The organism is Micromonospora sp. HB375 (genome assembly GCF_017872985.1).
Lineage (GTDB): Bacteria > Actinomycetota > Actinomycetes > Mycobacteriales > Micromonosporaceae > Micromonospora > Micromonospora chalcea.
In genome coordinates this window covers 2,129,309-2,155,033 of sequence record NZ_JAGGJO010000001.1, presented here as the reverse complement: position 1 = coordinate 2,155,033, position 25,725 = coordinate 2,129,309, and the positions used below count along the sequence as shown (strand labels likewise).

Sequence of the window (25,725 nt, the reverse complement as noted above, 5' to 3'; positions counted from 1 at the left end):
GAATCGGCGTGGCGGCCGATGTGTTCGCACATCAGTGACCGGAGCTTTCATATCGTGAGAGCCCGTACCGGAAGACGGTCGTCCCGATCCACAGGCAGTAGATGGCGACGACCGGCGTCAGCAGCCCCAGCCAACGAGCCGGCCCGTGCGCGAGGACAGCCGCGGCGGGGAAGAAGCTCATGAACGCATAGGGCAGGACGACGGTAAGGGTGATCCGGACCCCAAGGCCGTAGATGGTGACCGGAAAACGAGCCAGTTCCCCGAAGCTGTGCATGGAGAACGCGAACATGGAGTACGGGGAACGCAACCAGAAGGCGGCGCAGTTCGTGAGGAGGTTGAGCCCGATCTTCACACCGGCCGCCGCGACCACGAGCAGCAGCCCGAGCGCGACGCGACCGACGTTCCAACTGACGTCGACGTGCCGCACCGCGGCGATCAGCAGACCGGTGCCGAGGACGAGATTGCCCAGTCCGTTCATTCCCACCGCGGAGCTGAGCACCTGGAGGACCGGTGGATAGGGCCGCAACAGCATCGCGTCCAGCTGTCCGAAGTTGACAGTCACCGCGAGAGTCCAGGCTCCCTGCGCGACCAGCACGCTCAGCCCTTCCGCGACGACCACCAGCGCGTAGATGAGCACGACTTCCCAGAACTGCCAGCCGTTGATCTCCGGGATGCTCCGGAAGATCGCCCACAGGAAGACCACGCCGACGGCCTGCACGAGAACTGCCGACAGGCTCATGATCCAGAAGTCGGCCTCGTACTGGAGAGTGGCGCGCACCTGGGCACCGAGCAGACGGCGGTAGAGCCACAGCGCTCGTCGTACTTCAGCCACCATGGACCGTCAGCTTCCGAGCGGCGGCCGACCACATCAACCGCGCCAGCCACCACAGCGCGACCGCCCAGGCCGCCTGCACCAGCACGGCGGTCGTCGCGTCGCTGCCGTCCAGTGAGCCGGTGTAGAGCAGCGCCGGGGTCGACGCCATTCCGACGAACGGCAGGTACGTGGCGATGACCCGCATCCACTCGGGCAGGAAGGCCAGCGGTACGAGTGCCCCGGAGAACAGCGTGATCAGGGCGATCCGGGCGGCCTGCACACCCACGTAGTTCTGTGTCCAGAAGACGAGCAGACCGCTCAGGTACACGATTCCGAACCGCAGGGGCAGCACCAGCAAGGCGGACAGGATGAACAGCGGCAAGGTGTCCCGGTCCGGCGGCGACATGCCGCCGAAGATCGCGGCGGCTGCCAGGACGACCACGATCGCCGTGCCGGCTTCGTAGACGGCGAACCCGACGCTCTCGGCCAGGCGCGACCACTGGTAGTCGACCGGCCGAACCAGGTCCATGGCCACGTCGCCCTGCTGGATGCGGTTGGCCATTCGATAGTCGGTATAGCTGGACACCAGCGAACCGACGACGAACGCCACCAACAGGTACGCCTTCATCTGCGGCCAGTCGAATCCTTGCCGAGGGCCGGCGGCGAGTGCCGAGCGCCACAGGTACAGCATGGACAGGACGCCGAACGCCGAGGCCAGCATGCCGAAGAGGAAGCTCGTCTGATAGGCGAGAAGGCTCTTCAGCGCCATCCGGGCCATGCTCCGATAGGCACGTATCCGGCGTGATCGGGTATCAGCCGGCAACGGCACCGCACCGGCGGTCACGAATGTCATGACACGGTCTCCCGATCGACCCCGCCGCCGGGCTCGGGCCGCAACTGCCCCGCGTACACCTTCCGGACGACCGTCTCGATGGCCGGCTCGTCGATGTGCATGTCGACGATCTCCGCCTCGGCGAGCACTGCCGCCAGCACCTCTCGCGCGCCGAGCGTCATCCGGTCGAAGGTGACCGTGAGCTCGCGGTCGTCCGACCCCGCGCGGACCTGAGCGCCCGGCAGTCGCGCGGCGATCCGATCGACGCCCGCCAAGCCGGCGGCCAGCTCGAAGGACATCGACCGCTCGCGGACATGGGTGTCCTTCACCGACTGCAGGTCACCGTCGTACACCACACGTCCCGCGTCGATGATCACGATGCGCCGGCAGATGTCCTCGATGTCGGCGAGGTCGTGGGTGGTGAGCATGACCGTCGTCCCGTCCGCCACCAGCCGACGCACGAAGGAACGCACCCGGTCCTTCACCGCGATGTCCAAGCCGATCGTCGGCTCGTCCAGGTAGACGATCCGCGGTTCGTGGAGCAGCGCCGCGGCGAGGTCGGCCCGCATGCGTTGCCCCAGCGACAACTTACGGGCGACCACCGGGAGAAGGTCGGCCAAGCCGAGGACGTCGTCGAGGCGGGCCAGTGTCTCCCGGTACCGCGCGGCGCCCAGACCGTGCATGTCCCGCAGCAGTTCGAGCGAGTCACGTACGGGCAGGTCCCACCACAGCTGCGTTCGCTGCCCGAAGACGACGCCGACGCGTCGCGCGTTCTCCACCCTCGCCCGGTACGGCACCAAGCCGTCGACGAGGACCTGTCCAGCGGTCGGGACCAGGATCCCGGAAAGCATCTTCACCGTGGTGGACTTGCCGGCGCCGTTCGGACCGACGTAGGCCACTGCCTCGCCCTGTGCCACAGACAGATCGATGCCGTCCACAGCGACGTGCTCGGAGAATCTACGCTGGAGCAGGTGCCGGAGGGAACCGCGTAGCCCCGGCGCCTTCTCCGGCTTGCGGAAGACCTTACGCAGTCCTGCGACTTGGATCAATGTCACCGGACGAGCATGCACCATTTCCATCGCCGCGCCAACCACCTTGCCCCGCACGGATGCCAGCGATAGCCTTCGACGCAAGCCTCTCTCTGAATCGAATTGTTTTCGGTGTCCTGTTCAACGGAGAAGATGTCACTGCGGGACGGAGAAAAATTGGAAATTCGTTTTCGTGCGCCGTCCGGGCGAACCGCCGATCTGACCTGGGGACAGCAGAGGATGGCGCAACTGATGGCGGATCTCCAGCCGAACAACGCCTCACTCAACCTCAAGTTCGCTCACCGGATCAAGCCGGGTCTGAAAGCCGACGAGGTCGCGTCCGCCATCAGAGGAATGGTCGAGGCCTGCGAGTCCGCGCGAACCCTGTTCGAGCCGGACGCGCCCTCCGCACAGCAAAGGGTCACAACCGAGGGAGTCCTGCACGTCGCGGTGATCACCGCCGTGACAGCCACCTTCACATCGGCTCTCGAATCGGCAGCCGAGCTGGCGGGCACCCCGTTCGGGGCCGACGACCTCCCCGTTCGCGTGGGCATCCTGACCGATCGGAGTGGCCCGGCCTTCGTCCTGCTGGCCATCAACCATCTCGCGTCGGACTACCTCGGCGCTCACTGGATGACCTGGCACCTCCGCCACGTCCTCCAGGCTGACTTCTCCGCCGGCGAGCCGTCGGCGATCCACCCCGTCGATGTCAGCCACTGGGAGAGCAGTGAGGCCGGCCGGCGGGAAGGGGCCCGTGCGCTGCTCCGGCACGAACGGAGCCTTGCACGCATGCCTCAGAGCATGCTGCCCCGGCTCCCGGTCGAGCCGTTGCATCCCCGCTATCGGTACGTGGTGATGCAGACGTCAGCCGGCGCGTGGTGCCTGAGTCACCTGGCCAAGCGGCACGGGGTCAGCGAGACGGCGGTCGGCCACGCGGCCCTCTCCCTCGTGCTGGCCCACGTCAGCGGGCTGAGCCGGGCCCACCTCCAGGTGTGCGTCAGCAACCGGGCCGGTCGGGACACGGCTGCCGTGGTGGGTTGCCTCACCCAGGACGTTCCCACCTGCGTGGCGATCGACGACGCCGACTTCGACGCACTGCTGCGGCGATCCGCCGGCGCCATCCACCACGCGACACTGACCGGGCGCTTCCCGCACCGAGGCCTGATGGAGGTGCGCGAGCGCGTCGAGAAGCGGCGCGGCTTCCCGCTGGATCTCTCCTACTGGCTCAACAGCCGACTGTTCGTGCCGCTCCCCGCGGAGGCACCGAACGCCGCGCGGATACGGGAGGAAGCGGCCAGGACCTCCGTCCGGTGGCTGGGCGGCGACCAGTGCAGCACGAGCACCCTCTTCTGCTACCTGGACCGCCGCGACGACATACTCGAAGTGCTGATGCTCGTCGACACCGCCTATGTCGCTCCCGCCGAGGCGGAGCAGTGGTTGCGTGCGTTCGAGTCGATTCTCGTCACCGCGGTCCTGCGACCGGAGCTCAGCGCGGACGCTCTCGTCGCGGAGACCGGCGTCGTGTCGTTCCGCGCGACGGACGACTGGGTCAAGATCGACCACAGCTGGATCCACCTACCCACCACGGCGGCACGCCTGCATGCGGCGCTTCCGGGCATGACCCTACGACTTGCGGTTGAGACTCCCGGTGGTGAGGCTTCCCTGGTGGCGATGGTGGCCAGTCCTCGGAGCGGCCGCGAGACCAGCGCTCCTTCCGACGCCGTTGTCGTCGAGGCGCTTCGTGGCTGCCGGGTCGGCATGCGCCCGCACCGGTTCGTCTCGAGGGCAGGGGATGTACAGGACTGATCAGCGACGTGGACCGCCTCGCGGCCCGGGTGCCCGGGCACGCGACGACAGCAGGCCACAGTCGCTCTCGAACCGGTAGGCGGCGCCCAGGTCGCCATGGCCCTCTCACTCCCGGAAGTTACGGAAAGGCACCGAGAATCCCGGCGCGGCATTGATGCGGTTCCGCAGCTGCGCACGCGACACCGGGTCGCACGGCATGCCACCCGCGACCGCGTAGGTGACCCCCTGCCCTACACCACAGCGAGACCGACCGCCAAGCAGGGAAAAGAGCGTCGACGCATTGAATCCGAGAAATTTCCGGGTGCCACGGGGCACCTGTGCAAGCGGTCAGAAGCTACAGTTGCACATGCCGCGGGCCGCCAGAGCACTCAGGATCGGCCCATTACCAGCAGCATCACCGGAGCCCGAAATTTCCGACAAGTTGTTCTCTGATTTATCGGACCGGTTCCACTCACGAGAGGCGACGACTGAGCCCACGAAGAGCCGGTCAGCGAGGCATCAGCAGCTGTTCACGGGGAGGACAGGTTGATCGACGCCAACGATCCGCTGCAGGTTGTGGAGAGCTGGACCGAAGGAAGCCAGCAGGAGGCCGTATCGGTACCGATCCGGTCGCTCCTGCCCGGTCAGGGCCCCCGCCGGCACGGGGTCGACGAGACGCACGTACAGCTGTTGGCCCAGTCCGAACTCCAGCACCCGCCGATCCTGGTGCAGCGCAGCACCATGCGCGTCATCGACGGGATGCATCGTCTGCAGGCGGCACTGCTCCGTGGTGCGGACTCGATTCACGCGCTGATGCTCGACGACGACGACCAGATGGCCTTCCTGCGCAGCGTCACGAGCAACATCAAGCACGGCCTGCCGCTGACCCTGGCCGACCGCCGGGCGGCGGCCGAACGTCTGCTGGAGATGTTCGCGCATTGGTCGGACCGGTCACTCGGCCGCGCCACCGGGCTGTCGGCCAAGACGATCAGCACATTGAGGCAGCGCAGCGGCCAGCCGATGCCGGCCGAGCGGACCGGCCGGGACGGACGGGTCCGGCCGACAGACGCCGACGCCGGCCGGAAAGCTGTCGTCGCGCTCCTGGCCGAACGACCTGATGCTTCGCTGCGGGAAATCGCCCGGTTGGCGGGCGTCTCACCGAACACGGTCCGCACCATACGCCGCAAGCAGAACGAAGGTGCGGCGGGTTCACCGTCGCCGGCACGGGCACTGTCCGCGGTCAAGGAGGCGCCCGGCGCGCCCGAGCCGAGCCGGGACGTCACCGCGTTGGCGCTGGAGAACCTCGCCAAGGATCCGTCCGTGCGCTACACCGAGGCCGGGCGCACCCTGCTGCGCATGCTGCATCAACAACTCAGCCTCGTCTCCGACCACGACATCATCAACGCTCTTCCACCGCACTGCCTCCCGCTGGTGGCCCGCCTCAGTCGCGGACTGTCGCAGCAGTGGGAGCAACTCTCCGCGCGAGCGGCGATCCGCGTCCAGACCGAGGTGGGTTGAGCGGCCAAACCCGCCGACCGTCCACACGCTGCGATCGTCCGCCCCACCGCACCTCAGCCTTGGCACTTCTTCGGCCACTGCCCGGCGCCGGGCGGTGGCCGGACGCTCGCTCGTCGCGTCGACGTCGAGGCGCAAATATGTCCGGAAGAGCCAGGACTCCGCCCGCCGCAGCTGCACTCATTGACATAGCTAAATAGCCCTGTAATGCTTTTTGCATGATGACAACCACCGCGCAGGAAATGTCCGCGCAAAACGCAGAGGTCTCCCTCAACGAGACCGCCGAGGAATCGTCCATCGACAACATCGAGGGTCTCTTCGAGGAGGTCGACCTCTTCTCGACGGCCCTCATCCAGGGCGGCTGCACCGGCGGCTTCACGTCCCTGTGATCCAACTGTCGCGTGCTAACCGGCCGTCTTTCGGCCGGTTAGCACGCGCTTTCCTGTCATCGGGCAGCCGTATCCGGGAACGCCGACAGGATGTCAATCATTCAGGTTGTCCAGAAAGTCAACCGGTCGGAGCGTACAAGAGATAGGACCCTGCTTTGGAGACGCTAGCTGAGGCTGCCGCAGAAAACGGCACCGACGCCCGTTCCGCAACGTATCGCGCGCACCCTCTTGTGCGCATCGAGCCGGCGGCCAGTGACCTGTGGCTCATCAGCCGAGACGACAGGTTGAACGGACACAAGGTTCCCGCGTCGGCTGCGGGTCTGCTCGTTGCCGCCTTCGCTCCGGGAACCATCTATTCCCTGTCGGAGCCGATCATGGCGGCGATCGGCTCCGTGCGCAGGGCCGAGCTGATCGCCGAGTGGCTGGTCGCCCACGAGTACCTGGTGCGCGATGACGACGCCGAGGCGATCAAGACGCGGCGGTGGCTGGAGTCGTGGGCCGAGAATGGATGGCGGGCCGCCTCCCGCTATCACGCGCGTACTTACGGATACCCCTTCGAGTTCTACGAGGCTGACGGCAACTCCGCGGAGGACGTACGCCGGATGGTCGCGTACAACGCGCAGCAGCCCGACGTCGATCGGGCCCGGCCCCGGCTGCATGACCAGGAGAAGGTGTACGCACTGCCGGACCCCGCCCCGGAGTTGTTCCCCGCGACCGCTTCGGCGGCGACGAACCTTGCGGTAGCGGCGCAGCCGCTGGACTACGACCGCCTTGCGTCGCTGCTCTCCCTGCTGACCCGACCGATTCGTCAGGCCAGGATGCCGTTCGCGGAATCGGCCAACCTGCTGCGGAAGACGAGCCCTTCCGGCGGTAGTCGCCATCCGACGGAGTTCTCCGTCGTCACGCATGCCGTCGACGGGATCGACGACGGTGTCTACCAAGTCGCGACCGTCGACGGTGCGCTGGACCGCATGGATCACCTCGACGCCTCGTCACGCGACCTGGCGGACCTGTCGGGTATCGCCGACGACAACCGCCCCTACGCACTCATATTCTTCAACTCCTATTTCGCCCGGAACCGCTACCGCTACCGGGAACCAAGGACCTTCCGGACGGTGCACATGGATGTGGGCCACCTCATGGGTACTGCCGAGTACCTGAGCCGCGCGAACGGTTGGGCGGTCCGGCATGCCCAGCACCTCGACGGCAAAAAGGTCGCGGACGCGCTCGGCACCGACCACCGCGTCGAGGCGACAATCGCAGCGACTCTCGTACACGCAGCCGATCAGCCTGCAGAAAGCCGGGATTGATGTCCACGACATGGTCGCCACTCCTCGTCATCCGACCCGACCGGGACGCCGCCGTTCTCGAAGACTCCCAGTCGGCGCAGTCGGTCCGCTTCGACGCCGCCGAACTCGCCCGGAAAATCGTGTCGGACGCCCCCGAGGTCGGGGCCCGCGAACTGTCTCCGTCCGACGACCTCGATTCGATCTCGACCGATTGGGTCACGAACGGGTGGCGTCCGAGCCTCGACTACTTCAACTGGTCCGAGCAGATCTCGGAGAGCAGGCGGGAGGCCCGGTATCCGGCCCGCGGCAGTCAGGCTCAGCCGACGCGTCCAGCGACGTCGACGCCGCAGTGGAACTGGGCAGAAGAAGGCACTACGGCCGGCACCGGCGGGGTCAGCGTCGGTGAACTGCTGGTACGACGACGCACGGCCCGCCAATTCGAGCCGGAGCCCTTGTCGCGGGAGACCGTCGCCGCCATCTTCCGCTGCTTCTCCGCGCTCATGGCACCCTTCGAGCCGTCCGGCTCGCTGGCAGGCGTGCGTATGGCCGCCGTCGTGTACGCGATCAACGGCGTCGATTCGGGCATCTGGGCTCTCGACCTCGCCGGCGAGCGAGCCGATCAGCTGACCTCCGGCAGCTTCCGCCAGGAGATGGCCGATCTGATGTGCGGCATGCAGGCACCCATGACGGCAAGTGCCACGATCGTGCTGATCGTCGACTTCCCCCGCCGCCAGGAAATGTTCCCCTACGAGAGGGCCTTGCGCGAACTGTACGTCGAGGTAGGTCGAGTCGCGCAGAAATTCATCATCGCGGCGGAGTCGTACGACTGCGGCGCGCTGATCACCCCGGCGACAAACGACAACGTGCTGGCGGAGTTGCTCGGGCTCTCGGATGACGAGGCACCGGTCTACACCATCACCTTCGGTCGGAAGACCAGCAGGAAAGGCTGACCCACAAAAAATGGCACTCACCGCTGCGGTCGTCCGCGATGATTGGAAATGCCTCCGATTCACGAGCCCTTTCGACGGGCTCTTCGGCTCTGTCGTCGAGGCGGACGACGACGTGCTCGGCGTCGCGTGGGATCTTGACCCCGCACGGGCGGACGAGAGAGCACTGGGTGAGGCTGTCGAGCGCGCCGCGCTGCACGAGCCAGCCCTCGCACCTGTGCGTGCGTCCGCGAACGAGCTCGGCTCGAAGGCCATCCGTCTCGACGACCGGGCGACCTTCAGCCCGGAACAGTGCTCGCAAGAGCCGCTGCTCCGCCCGTTCGCATGGAACGCGCACTCCCAGAACACCTGGGTGACGATGCAGTCTCCGGACGGCGAGGTGTTCGTACCCGCCGACGTCGAGCGGATGCGGGTCCACGACTCGGATCCGACCCGCGTCAAACCGATGACCTCGATCGGCGCCGCGTGCGGGGTCGACTGGGACACGGCCCTCACCCGCGCGCTCACTGAGGTCGTGGAACGGCACGCCGTTGCGGCGGCCGTCTACTCCGGGCACCGCGCGGCCCGAGTCCGTCCCGGCGACGACCGGTACTCCGTTCACGACATCGCGGAAATTCTCGGCGGTGCGGCTGACGTGGTCGTCGGGCTGCTGCCCGGCAGCCATTTCGGATTGCAGGTCGCGCTGGCCGCCATCGTCGGCACCCGCGACGGACTGCCGGAGGTGGCCTTCGGGTCGGCCGCCCATGCGGACGCGGCGGACGCGATCCGCTCAGCGGCGATCGAAGCGGTGCACATCTTTCACCTCGGCTGGCGTCTGCTCCGCCGGGGAGACCCCGAGGAGCGGCCGGTGGGCATCAACACCCGGGCGCTGTGGTGGGCGAGGCACGGGCGCGCCCACCTGGGCGACTACTTCGTCGACCAGGTGGCCGAAGCCCAGGGCACGACCTCGGGCGGACGTACCTGGACCGAGATCGGCGATGCCATCTCCGCAGAGGGGTTCCGCTGGGCGTACAGCGACATCACCCCGGCATGGGCCGCCGGCGCCGTGGTCGCTCGCGCGGTGGTCCCTGCCCTGCTCCATCTCCAGATCAATCCGTTCCCGCTGCTTTACGCTCCGCGCTTCCCGTCCGAGGTAGAGGCGTTCCTCCGTCGCTCGGGTGGCGGGGTGAACAATGACCATCCGTTTGTCTAGTCCAGGAACTCCGGCGGAACCGGTGCCCCCGGTCGTCGAGGAGCGCCAGATCGCCGACGCGCCGTTCACCGGCGGCGGGGTGCCTGGCGCGTCGCGGCATGGCGGAGGCCGGCCGGTGCTGCCGACCGATCAGGCCGTCGTCGTCTTCGAGTCGGGTGGGTGGCGGTCATATCCCACGTCCGGCAGTGATCGGGCACCGTGGCAGCAGCACGGATGGGGCGCCGCCTTCGACCTCGTCAGCGACGCGATGAGGAACGGCTCGTCGCCGCGCACGCTGTCGATGCCCGAGGCGCTTCCCGACCCGTCGAACATGGGAGCGGTGGTCGAGCACTACCCGCCTGTCGTGAGCGGGGCACGTCTGTCGCCCGCAGAACTCTTCGGCGCGGTGGGTCGGTGCCGCCGGCGGTATGCGGCGAAGGGGGTCGGGTTCCACGTCGCGGTTGTCGACGCCGGCGAACTGGGTCCCGGGTGGTACAGCCCGGACGGGACCCTGCTGATCCCGAGAAGCCGGCACGACCTCGGCGAGGAGTTGTCCTACCTTCTTCCGGTCGCGTACGGCCGGGCGGAGTTCGACGTCGGCGCATCGGTCGTCGTATCAGTGTCCGTCGACGCCGAGCGGGGCGCTGCCGACGAGTACATGGAGCAACTCTGGATCGGAGGACTCGCGATAGGCGAGCTCGAAGGGTACGGCTCGGACCTGGGATGGGCGACGCGCGGCAACTATGCGGTGCTCGCCGGATTCCATGACGTCGTCGGGCTGGACTCCGGCAGACAGTTGGCTGTCGGTGCTGTCTGCTGGGCAGGGCTGTGACATGGGAGCCGCGTACACGTGGGCTGCGGGAACGACCATGGAGAACGAGGGCTCCGACACCATCCGGATCAGCGCACCGGCGCTGGGCCGGTCGTGGCGCCTGGGCGCGGGCCGCGTCGAGCGGCTTCTGCACCAGGTCGTCGCCGAGGAGTTCGATGACCCGGCCGTACAGCAGTTGATCCGCCTCGGTCTCCTGGTCGAACGCGAAGGTGCCGACGGCACGTCGTGGGGGCCGGTGCGCCGCTACCACGCCTGGAGCGGAATCGATCATTTTCGCGACGGAGCGGATTCGACTGGTGGCCTCCGGGCATCGGCGCTGCGGCTGTTCTCGCAAGACGACCTCGATGCCCTGCGCGAGCCGGCTGTCCCCCAGGGTCGCCGGGAGCAGATTCCCGAACCGTGGGCGGCGGTGGTCTGGACCGCTCTCACCCGGGTGCGCGCCAATCGCCGGCGGTTGCGCGAGGCGGTGCACCCGGCCGAGCTGCTCTACAGCTACGGAGCGGCCCACGGGCTACTGATCGTGTCGCGCGTGGACGGTCGCGTCCTGGTCACTGTGGCCGACCCCGCCTCGTACGGTTCAGGAGTCCGCCTGGCGTCCATGGACGCCGCGGCGGATCCGCGACTTGACGTCCTGGCTCCCCTCGCCATCGGGGTCTTCGGCGATCTCGCCGCCTACCGGAGACGCTATCGCCACGAAAAGGCGTTCCGCGGCTTCCTCGTCGACGGCGGACGGCTGAGCGCGGAAGTCGCTCGCGCTCTTCGGGCGAAGGGCGTCAGCTCGACCACCCGCACGGGCTTCACCGACCCCGCTCTTCTGTCAGCGCTCGGCCTCCAGCCGTTCGTCCATCACCTCGCGGCTGCCTACGTCGCGGACGAGGAGGGCGCCGGCCACCGATACGTCGCGACCCGGGTGGCACCGTGACGACGAGAGGGGCAGGTGGCGCGACGGACCGTTGCACGGGGACGTTCGGGCTGCTCGAGCGCGTCGCCGGGGAGGTTCCCGACCGCCTCGCGCTGGTCGAACCGTTCGTGCGTGGTCTCACCTTCGCGGAGTGGTTGCACGACTCGGTGGCGCTGGCCGCGCGCCTTTCCGAGGCAGGGATCACCAGTGGCATGCGTGTCGGTCTGCTGTTCGACCGCAGGCACTGGATCGATCTGTGCGTCGCCTACTTCGCGGTGCAACGGCTGGGCGCGGTCACTGTCACCGTCTCGGCGGGAGCTCCGGCGTCCGTCCGCGACTTCATCACCCAGGACGCCGGCATCTCCGCATGGATCGCTGCGGACCCGTCGCCGGTGGGGAACGGCCCGGGCGGCGATCCGTATCAGGTTCTTCCGGTCGAGCCTCCGCGCTGTGGGGACCGGGTTCCCCCGCCGGCGACGACCCGCCCCGAGCAGACGGCCGACATCCTCTACACGTCCGGCACGACCGGCCTGCCCAAGGCGGTCGTGACGCCGCACGCGCTCTTCACGGAGGTCTACGCCCGCCCGCCGTCCGCTCACGGCGGCATCGGCCCGCCGATCCTGCACGCCTTCCCGATCGGTACGGCGGCCGCGCTCATGATGTTGTACGCCCCGTTCCAGGGCATCGACGGGCCCGGGCTCACGCATCCCATCACCAGGGCGGTCGCGGCGCTGCCGGAGTTCAACACCAATGACGTGTGCAAGGCGGTCGCCGACTGTCAGGTCACCCTGTTGTTCCTGACGCCTGCCATGCTGGCACATCTCACGACGCTCACCTCGTCGCAACGTGAGATGCTCGCGTCTCTGGAGGTAATCCACTGCGGTTCGGCGCCGCTGAATCCGGCTCATGTGGAACGAATCCGCCGGATGCTGCCGTCCGTTCGGGTGGTCAACGCGTACGGAACCACCGAGGCTTGGCCCGCGATGGTGGAGATGCCGTCAGCGGGCGCGGATCCCGATGTCGTCGGGAGACCGGCACGAGGCACCCGGATCCGCATCAGGAGCCTGGAGACGGGGCTCGTCGTCGGCCCGGGCGTCCACGGCCGCGTGGAGATGTCCTGTCCGCGGTTCCGCGGACGCCGCTCCTACCTGCACGACTCAGTGCCCTCGAAAACCTTCCTTCCGGACGGCTGGACGGCGACCGGAGACATCGGTCATCTCGACGAGGAGGGCAACCTGCATCTGAGCGACCGCGTCTCTGACGTCCTCAACGTCGGCGGGGAGAAGCTCTCGGCACGCCCGGTCGAGATCGCCCTCCTCTCGCACCCGATGGTCGAGGCCGCGGCCGTGCTCGGACTCCCGCATCCCCGGCTGGGTGAGTACGTCGCCGCGGTCGTGGTGCTCCGGCCGGGCCGGACGAGCCTGGACGACATTCGCGTGCACCTGCTCGAGCGTCTGCCACCGAAGCAGATACCGCGCCGCGTGTTCGCTGTCGGATCGATGCCCGCGACCGAGAACGGCAAGATCCTGAAGAACGATTTAAAGAATTCGATCGCGCGCGGCGAGGGCACGCTTTCGGAGCTTCGCTGAGGAGAGCGACGTGGATTCGTCTGAGGTACTCGAAACAGTTAGCGGATTCTGGCGGGAACTGCTGGAGACGGATGCGGTGGACGTCGACCACGATTTCATCGCGGCGGGTGGAGACTCCCTCCTCGCAGTGGAGCTGTTGGCGCGGCTGGAAGGAACCTTCCCCGACGCCGGCTTCGACGACCCCGCGAACGTCGGCTGGCTGACGATACGAGCGACCGCCGAACAGATAGTGGCGAGGAGTTCCACCCGGTCGGCGATCGATGCCGGCTCCGGCGACTGAGCCGAGGCCGGTGCGCGCATGCCGCCGACCACTCACCTGACGGGGAAGGGAGCGCTGTGGACGATGCGCGACGTGCTGACGGCCCCGGTGGCTGACGGAAGAGGTGAACGGTGACAGCCGCGAAGCAGAAGCCCGTGTCCCGCGACCGCTGCGGCGGCGACCGTCACGTCGACATGCGGGCGGTGATGGGTGCGTTCGCCACGGGCGTCACGGTGGTGACGTCCGGGCGGGAACTCCCGCACGGCATGACCGCCAACGCGTTCACGTCGGTCTCGCTCGACCCGGCGATGGTGTTGGTGTGCGTGAAGCAGTCCGCCGCGATGCACAGCACAATTCTGGCGAACGGGATGTTCGCGGTGTCGATCCTCGCCGCAGGACAGGAAGAACTGGCGCGCTACTTCGCCAGTCCCAGCCGGCCGCGCGACGAGCGGGAGTTCCGTACCGTCGATTTCCGGCCCGGCGAGCACACCGGCTCCCCCATCATCGAGGGCAACCTCGGCTGGGTGGAGTGCGAGCTCGCCGCCGTGTACGAGGGCGGTGACCACTCCATATTCCTCGGCTCGGTGCTGGACATCGGCCACGGCGACCGCACCGACGCACTGGTGTTCCACACCGGGCGGTTCAGTGTTCTGGCCACGGACGTCCACGGGGTTCGCTGACCCGCCGCTCGGCCCGCCGCCGGCCGATACGAAGGGCCGGGGCCACGACGCACGGCCGAACGGGCGGCGTGCTCGTGGCCCCGGAGCTCCTCATGCCTTACGCAGCCAGAACGTCAGGCCGAGCGTCTCGTCGGTGAAGGACGTCGCGTCTGCCCACGTCGGCCGCCCGAGGGTGAAGTCCGTCGCGAGCACCTCGTCGGCCACCAGCTTCTGATGCTCCGTCAACGCCGTCAGGGTGTCAGCGGTCGCCTCGTAGCGGAGTTCGATGCGATCGGCGACCTCCAGGCCGGTGGACTTGCGGGCCTCCTGGATCTGGCGGATCACGTCCCGCGCGATCCCGGCGAGGCGGAGTTCCGGCGTGATGTCCAGATCCAGCGCCACCGTCGCACCTGCGTCGTTGGCGACCGCCCATCCGGCGCGTGGAGTCTCGGTGATGACGACCTCGTCCACCGTGACGACCACCGCCTCACCGTCCACGTCGACGGTCGCCTCACCTCTCGTACGGAGGGCGTTGGCGAGGGCGGTCGGCTCGGCCGCCATAATCGCTGCGGCGACGCCTTGGACCGCCTTGCCGAACCTCTTGCCCAGGGGGCGGAAGTTCGCCTTCACCGTCGTGTCCACGAGTGAACCGCTGGTGGCCGTGATGGGTGCCACCGAGACGACATTGAGCTCCGACGCGATCTCGGCGAGGAGTTCCGCCGGCAGGTCGGCGAAACCTGCCGCGGACACGACCGCGCGGGACAGCGGCTGGCGCGTCCTGATGCCGGAGTCGGCGCGGGCGGAGCGGCCGAGTTCGACGAGCCGACGCACGAGAAGCATCTGCGCCGACAGTTCCGGGTCGATCAGGGACAGGTCGCCGGTGGGGTATGCGGCGAGGTGCACGGACTCCGCCGCACCGGGCGTGACCGGAACCACCAGGTCCTGCCATACCCGCTCGGTCACAAACGGTGTGATCGGCGCGAGGAGGAGCGTCAGGGTGGACAACGTCTCGTGGAGCGTGGCCAGGGCGGCCGGGTCGCCGTGCCAGAAACGCCGGCGGCTGCGGCGAACGTACCAGTTGGAAAGATCGTCGATGAACGTGGACAGCAGCCGGCCGGCCTCGTGGGTGTCGAAGCGCTCCATCGCGGCGTCCACGTCGCGTACCAGGCTGTTGAGCTCCGACAACAGCCATCGGTCCAGCAGCGGGCGGCTACGGGGCGCGGGATCTGCCGCCGACGGCGACCAGCCGGCGGCACGGCCGTACAGCGCCCCGAAGGACACGGTGTTCCAGTAGGTCAGAAGAGTCTTGCGGACGACTTCCTGAAGCGTGTTGTGCCCGACGCGCCGGGCTGACCACGGGGAACCGACAGCGGCCATGAACCAGCGCACCGCGTCGGCACCGTGCTCGTCCATCAGCGGGATGGGTTCGAGGATGTTCCCCAGGTGTTTCGACATCTTGCGGCCGTCCTCGGCGAGGATGTGGCCCAGGCAGACGACCGTTTCGTAGGCCGACTTGTCGAAGATGAGGGTGCCCACCGCCATGAGGGTGTAGAACCATCCCCTGGTCTGGTCGATCGCCTCCGAGATGAAGTTCGCCGGGTACCGCTTCTCGAAGAGTTCGACGTTCTTGTGCGGATACCCGAATTGCGCGAAAGGCATCGAGCCCGAGTCGTACCACGCGTCGATGACTTCGGGCACCCGGCGCGCGGTGGCGCCGCATCGGCAGTCGAAGGTGACGTCATCGATATAGGGACGGTGGGGATCCAGCTCGGACAGGTCGGTCCCGGCCAGCTCGCTCAGCTCGGCCAGCGAGCCGACGCAGGTCAGGTGGTTGTCCGGGCAGCGCCAGATAGGCAACGGCGTGCCCCAGTACCGACTGCGGGACAACGCCCAGTCGACGTTGTTGTTCAGCCAGTCCCCGTAGCGGCCGTACTTGATGTTCTGCGGCTGCCAGGTCGTCGCCTCGTTCTCGCGCAGCAGCGCTTCCCGGATGGCCGTGGTGCGGATGTACCAGGACGGCTGCGCGTAGTACAACAGCGCCGTGTGACAACGCCAGCAGTGCGGGTAGCTGTGCTCGTACGCCTCCTCGCGGAAGAGCAGTCCACGCTCGGCGAGATCCGCCACCAGGACCGCGTCGGCACTCTTGAAGAACGTGCCGCCGACGAGCGCGAGGTCGGACTGGAACGTGCCGTCCGGACGGACGGGGTTGACCATCGGAAGACCATACGCACGGCACGCGGCGAGGTCGTCAGCGCCGAATGCCGGCGCCTGGTGCACCAGGCCGGTGCCGTCCTCGGTCGTCACGTACGTCCCGAGGATGACGAAGTTCGCGTCCTCGACCTGGACCAGGTCGAATGGCCGCCGGTAGGTCCAGCGTTCCATGTCCTTGCCACTGAAGGAGTCGCCGACGACGGTCCATCCCTCACCGAGTGCGCTGCCCGCCAGCGCCTCCGCGACAACGAGCTGCTCCTGGCCGTCGGTCATTACGACGTAGGTGACGTCGGGATTGACCGCGACCGCGACGTTGGAGACCAGCGTCCATGGGGTCGTGGTCCACACGAGCAGGGAAGCCTGGCCCGCCAGGGGGCCCGAGGTGAGTGGGAACCGCACGAACACCGACGGGTCGGTGACCACCTCGTACCCCTGGGCGAGCTCGTGATCGGACAGCCCCGTCCCGCAACGAGGACACCAGGGCGCCACGCGGAAGTCCTCGACGAGCAGCCCTTTTTCGAAGATCTGCTTCAGCGACCACCACACCGACTCGATGTATTCCGGGTCCATCGTCCGGTAGGCGTCGTCCATATCGACCCAGTAGCCCATGCGTTCGGTCAGCCGGGCGAACTCGTCGGTATGCCGGGTCACCGACTCGCGGCACCGGGCGTTGAACTCCGCGATACCGAAGGCCTCGATGTCGCGCTTACCGGAAAAGCCGAGTTCGCGCTCGACAGCCAGTTCCACCGGAAGTCCGTGGCAGTCCCAGCCGGCCTTCCGCGCGACATGGAAGCCCTTCATCGTCTTGTACCGGGGAAAGACGTCCTTGAACACTCTGGCTTCGATGTGGTGCGCCCCTGGCATACCGTTCGCCGTTGGGGGCCCCTCGTAGAAGACCCATTCCGGCCGCCCCTGCGATCTTTCCAGGCTGAGGGCGAAGACCTTACGATCACTCCAGAATTTGAGGATGCCGTGATCGATATCGGGAAAGCTCGCCTGCGCGGGCACAGCGCGGTACATGGATCCTCCAACGAAGCGGTTACCGAACTTCGGTGGAGGGACGAGGCCCGGGCCCCGCGGTACCACCCTCCTTGGCCACAGCGCGCGGCCCTCTCGTTAAGTTGTGGTCGGGTCTACTCGGCGTGACGCCTTTCTTCCGACGGCTCCAGGGTGATCTTCCCGCTGCGCACACCCCCGGGCTTCCACCATCCCCGGGTCTCTGCTGGCTGCGTGCAGTGGTACTCGTCCCTATCGACGCCTTTCCGGGCCAGTGTAGCCCATCGCGCCGTTCGGCCGATGGCGGCGGCAAGGAGGATGACGGACGCGAAAGTGGGTGGTGAACGTGCCTCACAGGCACGGCGCGCATCAACTGCCGACAGGTCGCACACCCTCGTGAACAAGCCACCCGAACGCTACGATCGGCGTCAATCTCAGCAATCAGTCGACGACGTCGAGGTGACCGCCCTTGTTCACGCCAGCTCAGCTAGGTCTGGACGATCCCGCTCGCTACGTCGAGGCAGAGGAACGGTTTTCCCGGACCGCTTCGGAATGCGCCGCTTCCGCGAATGTCGCCGGGGAGGGGCGAGCACTGCTCAACACGGCGTGGGCGGTGGAGAAGCAGGGCAGAGGGGCGGAGGCAATCAAGCTGGCGGAGACAGCGAGACATCTTCTCCGTGATTCGGAGGCCCTGTCGGCTCTCGCCGCATGTTGCCACTCCATCGGCGTATGGCGGTTTCACCACTTCGACGACGATCCGCCCGTGAACGACTTCCGCGAGGCGATCCAGGTGCGCCTCGGCACCGGAGATCTGATGGCTGCCGCCCAGTCGTGGCACAACATGGGATACGTCCAGTTGGCATCCGGTGACGTCGCGGGCGCCTGGTCCTCGTACGAGCACGCGACAGATCTCCTCCGTCAGGTTCGCGACGGCGGCGACACCGAACTCGCCTCGAAGGCGTTCCGCCAGTTCGGTTTCATCCTGTCGCACCAGGCGTTCGCTGCCGCACGTCACGACTCGGCCCGCGCCGCCCTTCAAGCGACAGGACGATACTTCGACCACGTTCGACTTACCGGCGCCCACCGTGAGCCGGTCTACGCCTACCTCGCGCCGGGAATCGCCCTAGCCGCTTCCCGCGAGGTGCCCGAGGACGAGGCGAACGCGCTCGAGGCGCTGGTGGGCATCGCTCCAGACCCGGAGTCATGGCTGCTCGCTGCCGTCCGTCAGGCGACCGACGCCATGACGTCGCCTGTGGATACGGGCACCGGCCGGCACGCCTACCTGGGCGCCCGGATCCTCGCGCTGGCAGAGCTGGCGCGCTGGCACCACATGGCCGGCCGCGGCCGGGAGGCGGACGAACTGGTGGACCTGGCCGTGAATCTGTCGCGCGCGCGGGGATGGCACGGAGAGGCAGTGCGCGCTGCCCGCGTCTTCGAAGGATCGTCGTGACGGCCACGCCGACCGCGGATTTCACCATTGCCGGCTGCACCGTCATCGATCCGGATTCCGGCACCACCACCCTCGGCTCGTTGTCGATCATCTCCGGTTCAGTCAGCACACGCACCACCGCAGATGCCGATCTCCCACACCTCGACGGCACCGGTTTGTTCGCCGTTCCCGGGCTCATCGACATGCACGTCCACGCGACCAGCGATCCTCATGGCCGGACCGCGTCGAGCTGGTCGGACATCTCGGCCACCACCATGACGCTGACGGCTGTCGCGAATCTGGCGACCGCGCTGCGCAGTGGGATCACGACGGTCCGCGACCTGGGTGCTCCGCGTGACCTCGGGTACTCCATCCGCAACGCCTGGGCCCGGGACTTGTTCGTCGGGGCCAGGCCGTTCGTCGCCGGTCCGGTCATCACCGCAGTCGGCGGGCACGGAAGCTGGCTCGGTGTCGAATCCGAAGGAGCCGGATCCATCGGCGCGCTCGTGCGTCGAAACGCCGCCGACGGCGCGGATGTGATCAAGCTGGTGATGCGCAGCGCGGCGCGCCGGATGGAACTCCGGCCGGAGGAACTGAGGGAGGCGGTCGCCGAGGCCCGTTGGCTGGACATCCCCGTAGCCGTACACGCGAACTTCTCGGAGCGTTCGATCGACGCGGCCGTGGAAGCCGGCTGCGACACCTTGGAGCACGGCTTCGCGATATCGGAGGCCGCTGCCGGTGCGATGTCGAAACAAGGCACCGCCCTCTGCTCCACCGCTGTAGCGCTCCAATCGATAGTGAGGCGGCCGCAGCTCTGGATCCGGCAGGGAGGCAAAAGTCTGGTGGAGATGGCCGTCAGGCAACTCCCGGAGGCACGACGCAGCTTCGAGCGAGCTCTGGCGGCCGGCGTCACACTCATCGCGGGGACGGACGCCGGAGCCGCCGGGGTGGGTTTCGACTCCCTGCCGTCCGAGCTGGAGGCCATGGTTGACTGGGGCGCCTCCCCGCACGAAGCGCTCGCGGCGGCGACGTGCAGGGCAGCCGAGGCCCTCCGTCGTCCGGATCTGGGCTCCCTGTGCGACGGCACGATGGCAGACGTCGTTCTGCTCCGCGCGAATCCGCTCGTCGACATATCCGCGTGCAGAGAGGTCGAAGCCGTGATCCAGGCCGGGCGTCTCGTTCGCCTGGACACACTGTCGCGGCTACACGGAATGGCGGTGTCCTCCGCTCCGGGCACAGTCCTTCCGCCCATCGGGTCGACCTCATGAGGCGCTGGGCCCCGGCAGCGGGGTGGAGCATCGAACCGGACGCCGACGGCCTCGCGTTGACCCACAGCGGCCGCCGGATGACCGTCCGCATGCCGCCCGAGGTCGGCAGGGAGATCGTCGCGGCCGTCGGCGGGCTGTCGTCCGCCCGGGAGCTCACCTCGCGAGGTGGCGAGGAGCTGGCCAAACTCGACGCCCGCGGCGTCCTCGGCGTAGAAGTCGTCCATGAACAGCACGTACTCGCGCGGCATGAACCGGGCACCCGCCGGGTCCGCCACTCCCCGCCGTCGCCGTACGTGCGGCCGGTTCGCGCCCTTCCGTCGGCCCACATGCGCTTCGGTCCCGACGGGCCGGAACTGGCCGGCGGGAACTCGGCAGATCGCGTCGTCCTGACCTCGACATGGGCCGTCGAGTTCGCCGCACGTCTGATCGCACGGGCGGATGTCGAGGTCGACTCTGCCCCGGAGAGCGAACTGCTCGACCTGCTGAGCCGGGCCGGCCTGTTGGTCACCGGGCGGAACCAGCATTCGGAGGAGTGGGAGTTTCACGACTCGCTCTTCCACGGGGCGACGCGCCTGGACACGAGCTTCGGGCTGTACGGTGCCAAGATCGGAACAACTCACTGGGAGATCGACAACCCGGTCAGGCGCCCGATGACAGCGGAGCGCATCGCTCTCGGCCACGACGACCGCTCACAGGAGGGCATGACGCTCCAGGAGGCGATTTCCGCCAGGTCATCGCTGCGCGACCATGGCGGTCCGCCCATCGGGAGCGCGGAGATCAGCGCCGTCCTCGATGCGTCACTTCGGATTCGCCGCTTGGAGCGTACCGTCGCGAGCGAGCGAGCGTGGCGTTCGATGCCGACCGGCGGGGCGCTGTCGGGGCTGTCCGCCGTCGTCATCGCGGCTTCGGCCCATGACCTGGAACGCGGGGCATATGAATACGACGCCGTGAGCCACGAACTCGCGCCGGCGTCAGGACCCGCGCCGGCGATCGACCGGTGGTTGGGCCTCGCCCATCGATTGACGGGCATCCCGCACACGTCGATTCAGGCGATGGTGCTGTTCGTGCTCGACTACGCCCGCCCCGCCCGTTCCTACGACTCCATAGTCTATGCGACCGCGTTGAAAGAGGTAGGTGCCGCGCTCCAGGCCATGGCCCTGGTGAGCGCCGATCGAGGGCTGTCCTTCTGCCCGATGGGTGGCGGCTTCGCGACGACCGCGGGACTGGGAGAGGGCATCCGAACCGGCGCCGTCATCGGTGAGGCAGTGCTGGGGCGGCCAAAAGGGACCGAACGAGCCGGCGAATGACGCCCCGGGAAGACCGGGCGTTCATTCGCCGGGCCGGGAGTCGGTCATCGGCGGAACGGCCCGGCTTCCCTGCGCGACGTCATCGATCACGACACGTGAGCCTGCCGTCCTGCGGCGAACGGAGCAGCCCTCCGACCGTCACCACGGCGGGGCTGGCGCGTACGCTGTAGCGTCGATGGCATGAGAACGATGCTGGTGTCGCTCGCGGTGATCGTGGTGGTGGTGCTCGCGCTCGTCGTCTTCGTCGCCCGCCGCGACCGGACGAGGCACCCGTCGGACGAGGATCCGGCCGCGGTTCGCCAGGCCGGCGCCGACCAGCACCGGCACGACGCACAGCGGCAGATCGCGTCGGGCCTCGCCGAGCGGCACCGCAACCCGCCGAGCACGTAGGCACGACCGGCGGTGCGGGCCGGTTTATCGGTGGCCCCGCGGCGACCCACCGTGCAGGATCACCCGGTGGTCCCACCCGACACGGTTCTCTCCGACCTCCGCGAGGCGTGGCGCCGCACGCTGACGGACGACCTTCTCGGCCTGTACCTGCACGGGTCGCTCGTGGCAGGCGACTTCGACATGAACCGCAGCGACCTCGACCTGCTCGCGGTGCTCGCGAGTGACCCGGACGGGAAGCTCCTCGGCGTCCTCGCCGAACTGCACGCGGACCTCGACCGGCGGCACCCGCTGTGGGCCGGCCGGATCGAGGTGGAATACGTGTCACTGGACGCGGTACGCCTCGTTCCCGGCCGGGACCACGTGATCGCCCGGATCAGTCCCGGGGAGTCGTTGCACCTGCTGCCCGCCACCACCCACCGCGTCGTGACCTGGGCCGCCGTGCACGACTACGGCCGTACGCTGCTGGGACCGCCGGCCGGCGAGCTGCTGCCCGCCGTCGAACCCGGCCTCGTGCGCGCCGCCCTGCGGGACCACGTGCGCGACTGGCCGGACTGGGTGCTCGACATGACCCCACCCGGAGCCCAGTCGTACGCGGTGCTCACGCTCTGCCGCGCCTACCAGCGCCTGTGCGACGGGCGGCAACTGTCCAAGCGGCAGGCCGCCCAGCAGACCGCCGGCGACCTGCCGCGATGGGCGGACCTGATCGTCTGGGCGCGCGACTGGTGGTACGACTCCGGCCACGACAGCGATCCCGGTCGGTTCGACGAGGTCCGGGCGTTCGTGCACGAGGTCAGCGCCACCGTCCTGGCCGAGGAACGCAAGGCGGAAGCAGCCGGCGGACACCTGTAGTTCGACGCCCTGACGATCAGGCTGCCGCACGTCCCGATGGACCTACTCCTTCAGGCCGATGTTGTCGATCGGCGGAGCGCCGAGCAGCCGCCGGACGGGCCACACCGTGCTCACCAGCGCCAGCAGTGCCGTACCGCCGAGCACCGCCGCCCACCCGAGCGGCGGCACGTACGGGATCGGGCTGCCGGTCAGTCCGTTGACGATCGCGGCCAGCGTCAGCACCGCGATCGTCGCGCCGATCAGCACCGCGGTGCCGAGCAACCCGGCCTGTTCGGCCCGGACCATTCCGCGGATCTGACGGCGGGTGACCCCGACGAGTTGCAGCAACGCCAGCTCGCGGCGGCGGGCCAGCGCCGCCATCACCATCGTGGTGGCCGCCGCCAGCGCCGCGTACCCGACCATCACGCCGATCAGCAGCCGGTTCAGCCAGGCGCCGAGCGCCAGATCGGTGCTGAGCAGGCGCGTACGGGTGGCGGCGTCGAGAATCTCGGTGCCGGGCCGCGCCGCCGCCCACGTGGCCAACGCGGTGCCGGCGTCCGGGCCGCCGCGGACCAGCACCTCGTCGACGGTGTTCGCCGCGGTGTGCCCGGCGACCGTCTCGGCGGCCACCGTGACGTCGCCGAAGCCGAGGCCACGGTCGTAGATCGCGATCACGTCCAACGTGACCGGGGCGCCGTCGCCCAGCCAGAGTTCCGCCTTGTCGCCGACGTCCCAGCCGGACGAGGACGCCTGCATCGTGGACAGTGCGACGGTACCGGCGCGCAGGTCAGCCAGGGCGCCCTTGCGCACGGTGAGGTCCATCGTCGACGTGAGGCCCTCCGGGTCGACCGCTTGCGCGCCGACCGGCTCGATGCCGCCGAGCGCCCGCACCACGACCTGGGTGCGGCGTACCCCGGTGGCAGCCTGCACCCCGGCCAGCTCGCGGATCTCCCGGGCCGCGTCCGCCGGCAGTCCGCCCGGAGCGGTGAGCACCCGCTCGGCGAGCGTTCCGGCGCTGCTCTGCGTGGCGGTCTGCCGTTCCAGGTTGTCCTGCAGGAACCAGACCGAGCCGCCGAACCCGACGGACAGCACGAGGGCGGTCAGGACGGTGGCCATGCCCTGCGCGTTGGCCCGCAGGTTGGCTGCGGCCAGGTAGCCGCCGGCCCGCCAGATGCGCGGCAGCACCGGGGTGAGCAGGCGTGCCGCGTAGGCGTTGATCATCGGTGCGAGCAGCGCCACCGCGATGACGAACAGGTAGAGCATGCCGACCGCGCCGGCCAACGCCCCGGCCGACCCGGCGCCGCCGAGCGTGAACGCCCCGGCGCTGCCGGCCGCCATCAGCGTCAGCACGCCGGCGATCATCCGTGCCGGGCCGCTGCGCCGGGGCTCGACGGCGATCTCGCCGAGCGCCTCGATCGGCTTGATGGCGGTGACCCGGCGCGCGGCGATCAGCGCGGCGACCACCGCCACCAGGACGGCCGTACCGATGGCGGCCGGCACCGCGAACAGACCGCCCGCCATCGGGAAGCCGGCCGGCACGAACCCGCGCCCGACCAGTTCGCCGTGCACCCAGCGGGCCGCCAGCAGGCCGGCCGGGCCGCCGATCGCGGAGCCGGCCAGGGCGAGCAGCGCGGCCTCGGCGACAAGCATGCGGCGCACCTGCCCCGGCGTGGCGGCGACCGCGCGCAGCAACGCCAGGTCACGTCGACGGTGCCGGACGGACAGCCCGATGGTGCCGGCCACCACGAACACGATCAGCAGGACGACGTACCCGCCGAAGGCCGCCCCGGCCCCGACCAGCAGGCTCTGGGCGGCCAGGTTCTCCGACTGCTCGGCTTTCCCGCGGTCCTTTCCGGCGTACGTCGTGGCGCCGGCCGCCGACGCGATCTCGCGCACCGCGCCGAGGTCGGCGCCGGGCGCCATCCGTACGCCGATCGCGTCCACCCGGCCCGGGTGGGCGGACAGGCGCGCGGCCTGCGCGTCGGTGAAGAACACCGCCGCCGTACCGGTCTCGGCGGTTCCGCTCACCCGGTACGACCGGTTGATTCCGCCGACGACCAGCTCGATGGAGTCGCCGGGCGACACCCCGAGCCGGGTGTCGGCCACCACCTCGTCGTCGGTCCGGGGCGCGGCGCCCGCGGCGAGGCGACGACCGGTGAAGACGTACGTGTCCCAGCCGTGTCCCACGGCTGCGGGTGAGCCGATCGGCACCCGGTCGTCGCCGGTGACGGCCACGACGCCCGGCACCCGGCGGATCCGGTCCACCAGGTCGGCGTCCACGGTGCCGCCCTCGGGCAGCGCCACGGTACTCGTGGTGGTGTCACCGTCGAACTCCCGGAACGTGTGGCTGATCGTGCGGTTGGCGACGACCACGTCGGCACTCGCCCAGAGCCGCGGCTCTGGGCGGAACCGCAGCCCCGATTCGACGAGCGTGCCCATCGCCACCAGGATCAGCACGCCGACGATCAGGGCCAGCAGGGTCGCGGCGGCGGGGCCGGTGCGGTGCCGCAGCAGGCGGGCGGCGAGGCCGGTCATCGGAGGACCCGCCCGTCCAGCGACGCCAGGTGCTCGGCGATCCGGACGGCGCCGAGCTGCGGGAGGTCGGCGACCATCGCGCCGTCGGCCAGCACGAGGACCCGGTCCGCGTACGACGCGGCGATCGGATCGTGGGTCACCATCACCACCGTCTGCCCGTGTTCGTCCACGACCGCGCGTAACAGCGTCAGCACCTCCGTCGCGGTACGCGAGTCGAGGGCGCCGGTGGGCTCGTCCGAGAAGATGACCTCGGGGCGGGTGGCCAGCGCCCGGGCGATCGCCACCCGCTGCTGCTGGCCGCCGGAGAGCGCCGCCGGCCGGTGGTGCAGCCGGTCGGCGAGGCCGACCCGCTCGACCACATGGGTCAGCCAGGCCCGGTCCGGACGGACGCCGGCCAGACGCAGGGGCAGCACGATGTTCTCCTCGACGGTGAGCGCGCCGATCAGGTTGAACGCCTGGAAGACGAACCCGATCCGGGTACGCCGCAGCTCGGTCAGGCGCGTCTCGGACAGCCCGGACAGGTCGGTGCCGCCGAGGACCACCCGGCCGTTCGTGGGGCGGTCGAGCCCGGCCGCGATCTGCAGCAGCGTGCTCTTGCCGGAGCCCGACGGTCCCATCACCGCGGTGAAGGTTCCCCGGCCGAAGCTGACGTCGACGCCCGCGAGCGCGGTCACCTGGTTGCGGCCGGCGCCGTACACGCGGGTGAGTTGTTCGACGCGTACCGCCGGTTCGACGGTCTGTCCCATTCTGG

22 protein-coding genes are annotated in these 25,725 nt (G+C 68.9%); 16 read left to right on the top strand and 6 right to left on the bottom strand.

The features are described from left to right. Window positions 1–31 precede the first annotated feature (31 nt). The 3 genes from J3R08_RS10065 to J3R08_RS10055 are packed head-to-tail and all read right to left on the bottom strand — an operon-like array spanning window position 32 to window position 2,752. Complete coding sequence (locus J3R08_RS10065) at window positions 32–835, bottom strand: ABC transporter permease (protein WP_166457141.1); 804 nt, start codon at window positions 833–835, stop codon at window positions 32–34. Then, window positions 825–1,658 (bottom strand): ABC-2 family transporter protein, encoded by an 834-nt coding sequence (locus J3R08_RS10060; RefSeq protein ID WP_274477875.1) that lies wholly within the window; start codon window positions 1,656–1,658, stop codon window positions 825–827. Before J3R08_RS10060 ends, J3R08_RS10065 begins: the two co-directional genes overlap by 11 nt. A 5-nt stretch (window positions 1,659–1,663) precedes the next feature. Then, window positions 1,664–2,752, bottom strand: a complete 1,089-nt coding sequence (locus tag J3R08_RS10055; RefSeq protein ID WP_280841839.1) for an ATP-binding cassette domain-containing protein — start codon at window positions 2,750–2,752, stop codon at window positions 1,664–1,666. 75 nt (window positions 2,753–2,827) lie between these two features. Here J3R08_RS10055 and J3R08_RS10050 point away from each other — a divergent pair, with 75 nt between their 5' ends. The 11 genes from J3R08_RS10050 to J3R08_RS10000 all read left to right on the top strand — a co-directional run bounded on the left by J3R08_RS10050 (window position 2,828) and on the right by J3R08_RS10000 (window position 14,031). Next, window positions 2,828–4,480, top strand: coding sequence for a condensation domain-containing protein (locus J3R08_RS10050; RefSeq protein WP_209960905.1), 1,653 nt, complete (start codon window positions 2,828–2,830; stop codon window positions 4,478–4,480). Window positions 4,481–5,005: 525 nt separating this feature from the next. Next, window positions 5,006–5,977 (top strand): ParB/RepB/Spo0J family partition protein, encoded by a 972-nt coding sequence (locus J3R08_RS10045; RefSeq protein WP_083296958.1) that lies wholly within the window; start codon window positions 5,006–5,008, stop codon window positions 5,975–5,977. Window positions 5,978–6,192: 215 nt separating this feature from the next. After that, window positions 6,193–6,363, top strand: coding sequence for a hypothetical protein (locus tag J3R08_RS10040; RefSeq protein WP_157539106.1), 171 nt, complete (start codon window positions 6,193–6,195; stop codon window positions 6,361–6,363). 155 nt (window positions 6,364–6,518) lie between these two features. After that, a complete protein-coding gene (locus J3R08_RS10035; protein ID WP_124778785.1) occupies window positions 6,519–7,673 on the top strand; it encodes a nitroreductase family protein in 1,155 nt (384 codons plus the stop codon). Further along, entirely contained in the window at window positions 7,673–8,602 is a 930-nt protein-coding gene (locus J3R08_RS10030) for a nitroreductase family protein (protein ID WP_069087895.1), read from the top strand. Before J3R08_RS10035 ends, J3R08_RS10030 begins: the two co-directional genes overlap by 1 nt. Window positions 8,603–8,612: 10 nt before the next feature. Beyond that, on the top strand, window positions 8,613–9,791 hold the full coding sequence (locus J3R08_RS10025; protein WP_209960903.1) for a YcaO-like family protein: 1,179 nt from the start codon (window positions 8,613–8,615) through the stop codon (window positions 9,789–9,791). Beyond that, window positions 9,772–10,602 carry a hypothetical protein gene (locus J3R08_RS10020; RefSeq protein ID WP_209960901.1) on the top strand — a complete coding sequence of 277 codons (831 nt, stop codon included), beginning with the start codon at window positions 9,772–9,774 and terminating at the stop codon, window positions 10,600–10,602. The genes J3R08_RS10025 and J3R08_RS10020 overlap by 20 nt, the downstream gene beginning before the upstream one ends. Before the next feature lie 37 nt (window positions 10,603–10,639). Then, window positions 10,640–11,524: a hypothetical protein gene (locus J3R08_RS10015; protein ID WP_209960898.1), complete on the top strand. Its 885-nt coding sequence runs from the start codon at window positions 10,640–10,642 to the stop codon at window positions 11,522–11,524. Then, a complete protein-coding gene (locus tag J3R08_RS10010; protein WP_209960896.1) occupies window positions 11,521–13,092 on the top strand; it encodes a class I adenylate-forming enzyme family protein in 1,572 nt (523 codons plus the stop codon). The genes J3R08_RS10015 and J3R08_RS10010 overlap by 4 nt, the downstream gene beginning before the upstream one ends. A 10-nt stretch (window positions 13,093–13,102) precedes the next feature. Further along, a complete protein-coding gene (locus J3R08_RS10005; RefSeq protein WP_069087898.1) occupies window positions 13,103–13,372 on the top strand; it encodes a phosphopantetheine-binding protein in 270 nt (89 codons plus the stop codon). A gap of 173 nt (window positions 13,373–13,545) precedes the next feature. After that, window positions 13,546–14,031: a flavin reductase family protein gene (locus tag J3R08_RS10000; protein WP_043330434.1), complete on the top strand. Its 486-nt coding sequence runs from the start codon at window positions 13,546–13,548 to the stop codon at window positions 14,029–14,031. 90 nt (window positions 14,032–14,121) lie between these two features. Here J3R08_RS10000 and ileS read toward each other — a convergent pair whose 3' ends face one another. Continuing rightward, window positions 14,122–17,241 carry an isoleucine--tRNA ligase gene (ileS, locus tag J3R08_RS09995; RefSeq protein ID WP_104114725.1) on the bottom strand — a complete coding sequence of 1,040 codons (3,120 nt, stop codon included), beginning with the start codon at window positions 17,239–17,241 and terminating at the stop codon, window positions 14,122–14,124. Window positions 17,242–17,686: 445 nt separating this feature from the next. On the opposite strand from ileS, the gene J3R08_RS09990 reads away from it, so the two are divergent. The 5 genes from J3R08_RS09990 to J3R08_RS09970 all read left to right on the top strand — a co-directional run bounded on the left by J3R08_RS09990 (window position 17,687) and on the right by J3R08_RS09970 (window position 22,460). After that, window positions 17,687–18,667, top strand: coding sequence for a hypothetical protein (locus tag J3R08_RS09990; RefSeq protein ID WP_209960895.1), 981 nt, complete (start codon window positions 17,687–17,689; stop codon window positions 18,665–18,667). Continuing rightward, window positions 18,664–19,914, top strand: coding sequence for an amidohydrolase family protein (locus J3R08_RS09985; RefSeq protein WP_209960892.1), 1,251 nt, complete (start codon window positions 18,664–18,666; stop codon window positions 19,912–19,914). The genes J3R08_RS09990 and J3R08_RS09985 overlap by 4 nt, the downstream gene beginning before the upstream one ends. Before the next feature lie 77 nt (window positions 19,915–19,991). Then, complete coding sequence (locus J3R08_RS09980) at window positions 19,992–21,221, top strand: nitroreductase family protein (protein ID WP_209960889.1); 1,230 nt, start codon at window positions 19,992–19,994, stop codon at window positions 21,219–21,221. 180 nt (window positions 21,222–21,401) lie between these two features. Further along, window positions 21,402–21,611: a hypothetical protein gene (locus tag J3R08_RS09975; protein WP_209960885.1), complete on the top strand. Its 210-nt coding sequence runs from the start codon at window positions 21,402–21,404 to the stop codon at window positions 21,609–21,611. Window positions 21,612–21,677: 66 nt separating this feature from the next. Continuing rightward, window positions 21,678–22,460: an aminoglycoside adenylyltransferase domain-containing protein gene (locus J3R08_RS09970; RefSeq protein WP_209960883.1), complete on the top strand. Its 783-nt coding sequence runs from the start codon at window positions 21,678–21,680 to the stop codon at window positions 22,458–22,460. A gap of 42 nt (window positions 22,461–22,502) precedes the next feature. On the opposite strand, the gene J3R08_RS09965 is transcribed toward J3R08_RS09970, so the two are convergent. Then, a complete protein-coding gene (locus J3R08_RS09965) occupies window positions 22,503–24,974 on the bottom strand; it encodes an ABC transporter permease (RefSeq protein ID WP_209960882.1) in 2,472 nt (823 codons plus the stop codon). Then, complete coding sequence (locus tag J3R08_RS09960; protein ID WP_064447331.1) at window positions 24,971–25,720, bottom strand: ABC transporter ATP-binding protein; 750 nt, start codon at window positions 25,718–25,720, stop codon at window positions 24,971–24,973. Before J3R08_RS09960 ends, J3R08_RS09965 begins: the two co-directional genes overlap by 4 nt. Window positions 25,721–25,725 lie beyond the last annotated feature (5 nt).

Coding starts and splice junctions, on each gene's coding strand:
- J3R08_RS10065 (WP_166457141.1), bottom strand. CDS start 835: ATGGTGGCTGAAGTACGACGAGCGCTGTGGCTCTACCGCCGTCTGCTC.
- J3R08_RS10050 (WP_209960905.1), top strand. CDS start 2,828: ATGTCACTGCGGGACGGAGAAAAATTGGAAATTCGTTTTCGTGCGCCG.
- J3R08_RS10040 (WP_157539106.1), top strand. CDS start 6,193: ATGATGACAACCACCGCGCAGGAAATGTCCGCGCAAAACGCAGAGGTC.
- J3R08_RS10030 (WP_069087895.1), top strand. CDS start 7,673: ATGTCCACGACATGGTCGCCACTCCTCGTCATCCGACCCGACCGGGAC.
- J3R08_RS10025 (WP_209960903.1), top strand. CDS start 8,613: ATGGCACTCACCGCTGCGGTCGTCCGCGATGATTGGAAATGCCTCCGA.
- J3R08_RS10020 (WP_209960901.1), top strand. CDS start 9,772: ATGACCATCCGTTTGTCTAGTCCAGGAACTCCGGCGGAACCGGTGCCC.
- J3R08_RS10015 (WP_209960898.1), top strand. CDS start 10,640: ATGGAGAACGAGGGCTCCGACACCATCCGGATCAGCGCACCGGCGCTG.
- J3R08_RS10000 (WP_043330434.1), top strand. CDS start 13,546: ATGCGGGCGGTGATGGGTGCGTTCGCCACGGGCGTCACGGTGGTGACG.
- ileS (WP_104114725.1), bottom strand. CDS start 17,241: ATGTACCGCGCTGTGCCCGCGCAGGCGAGCTTTCCCGATATCGATCAC.
- J3R08_RS09980 (WP_209960889.1), top strand. CDS start 19,992: ATGACCGTCCGCATGCCGCCCGAGGTCGGCAGGGAGATCGTCGCGGCC.
- J3R08_RS09975 (WP_209960885.1), top strand. CDS start 21,402: ATGAGAACGATGCTGGTGTCGCTCGCGGTGATCGTGGTGGTGGTGCTC.
- J3R08_RS09965 (WP_209960882.1), bottom strand. CDS start 24,974: ATGACCGGCCTCGCCGCCCGCCTGCTGCGGCACCGCACCGGCCCCGCC.
- J3R08_RS09960 (WP_064447331.1), bottom strand. CDS start 25,720: ATGGGACAGACCGTCGAACCGGCGGTACGCGTCGAACAACTCACCCGC.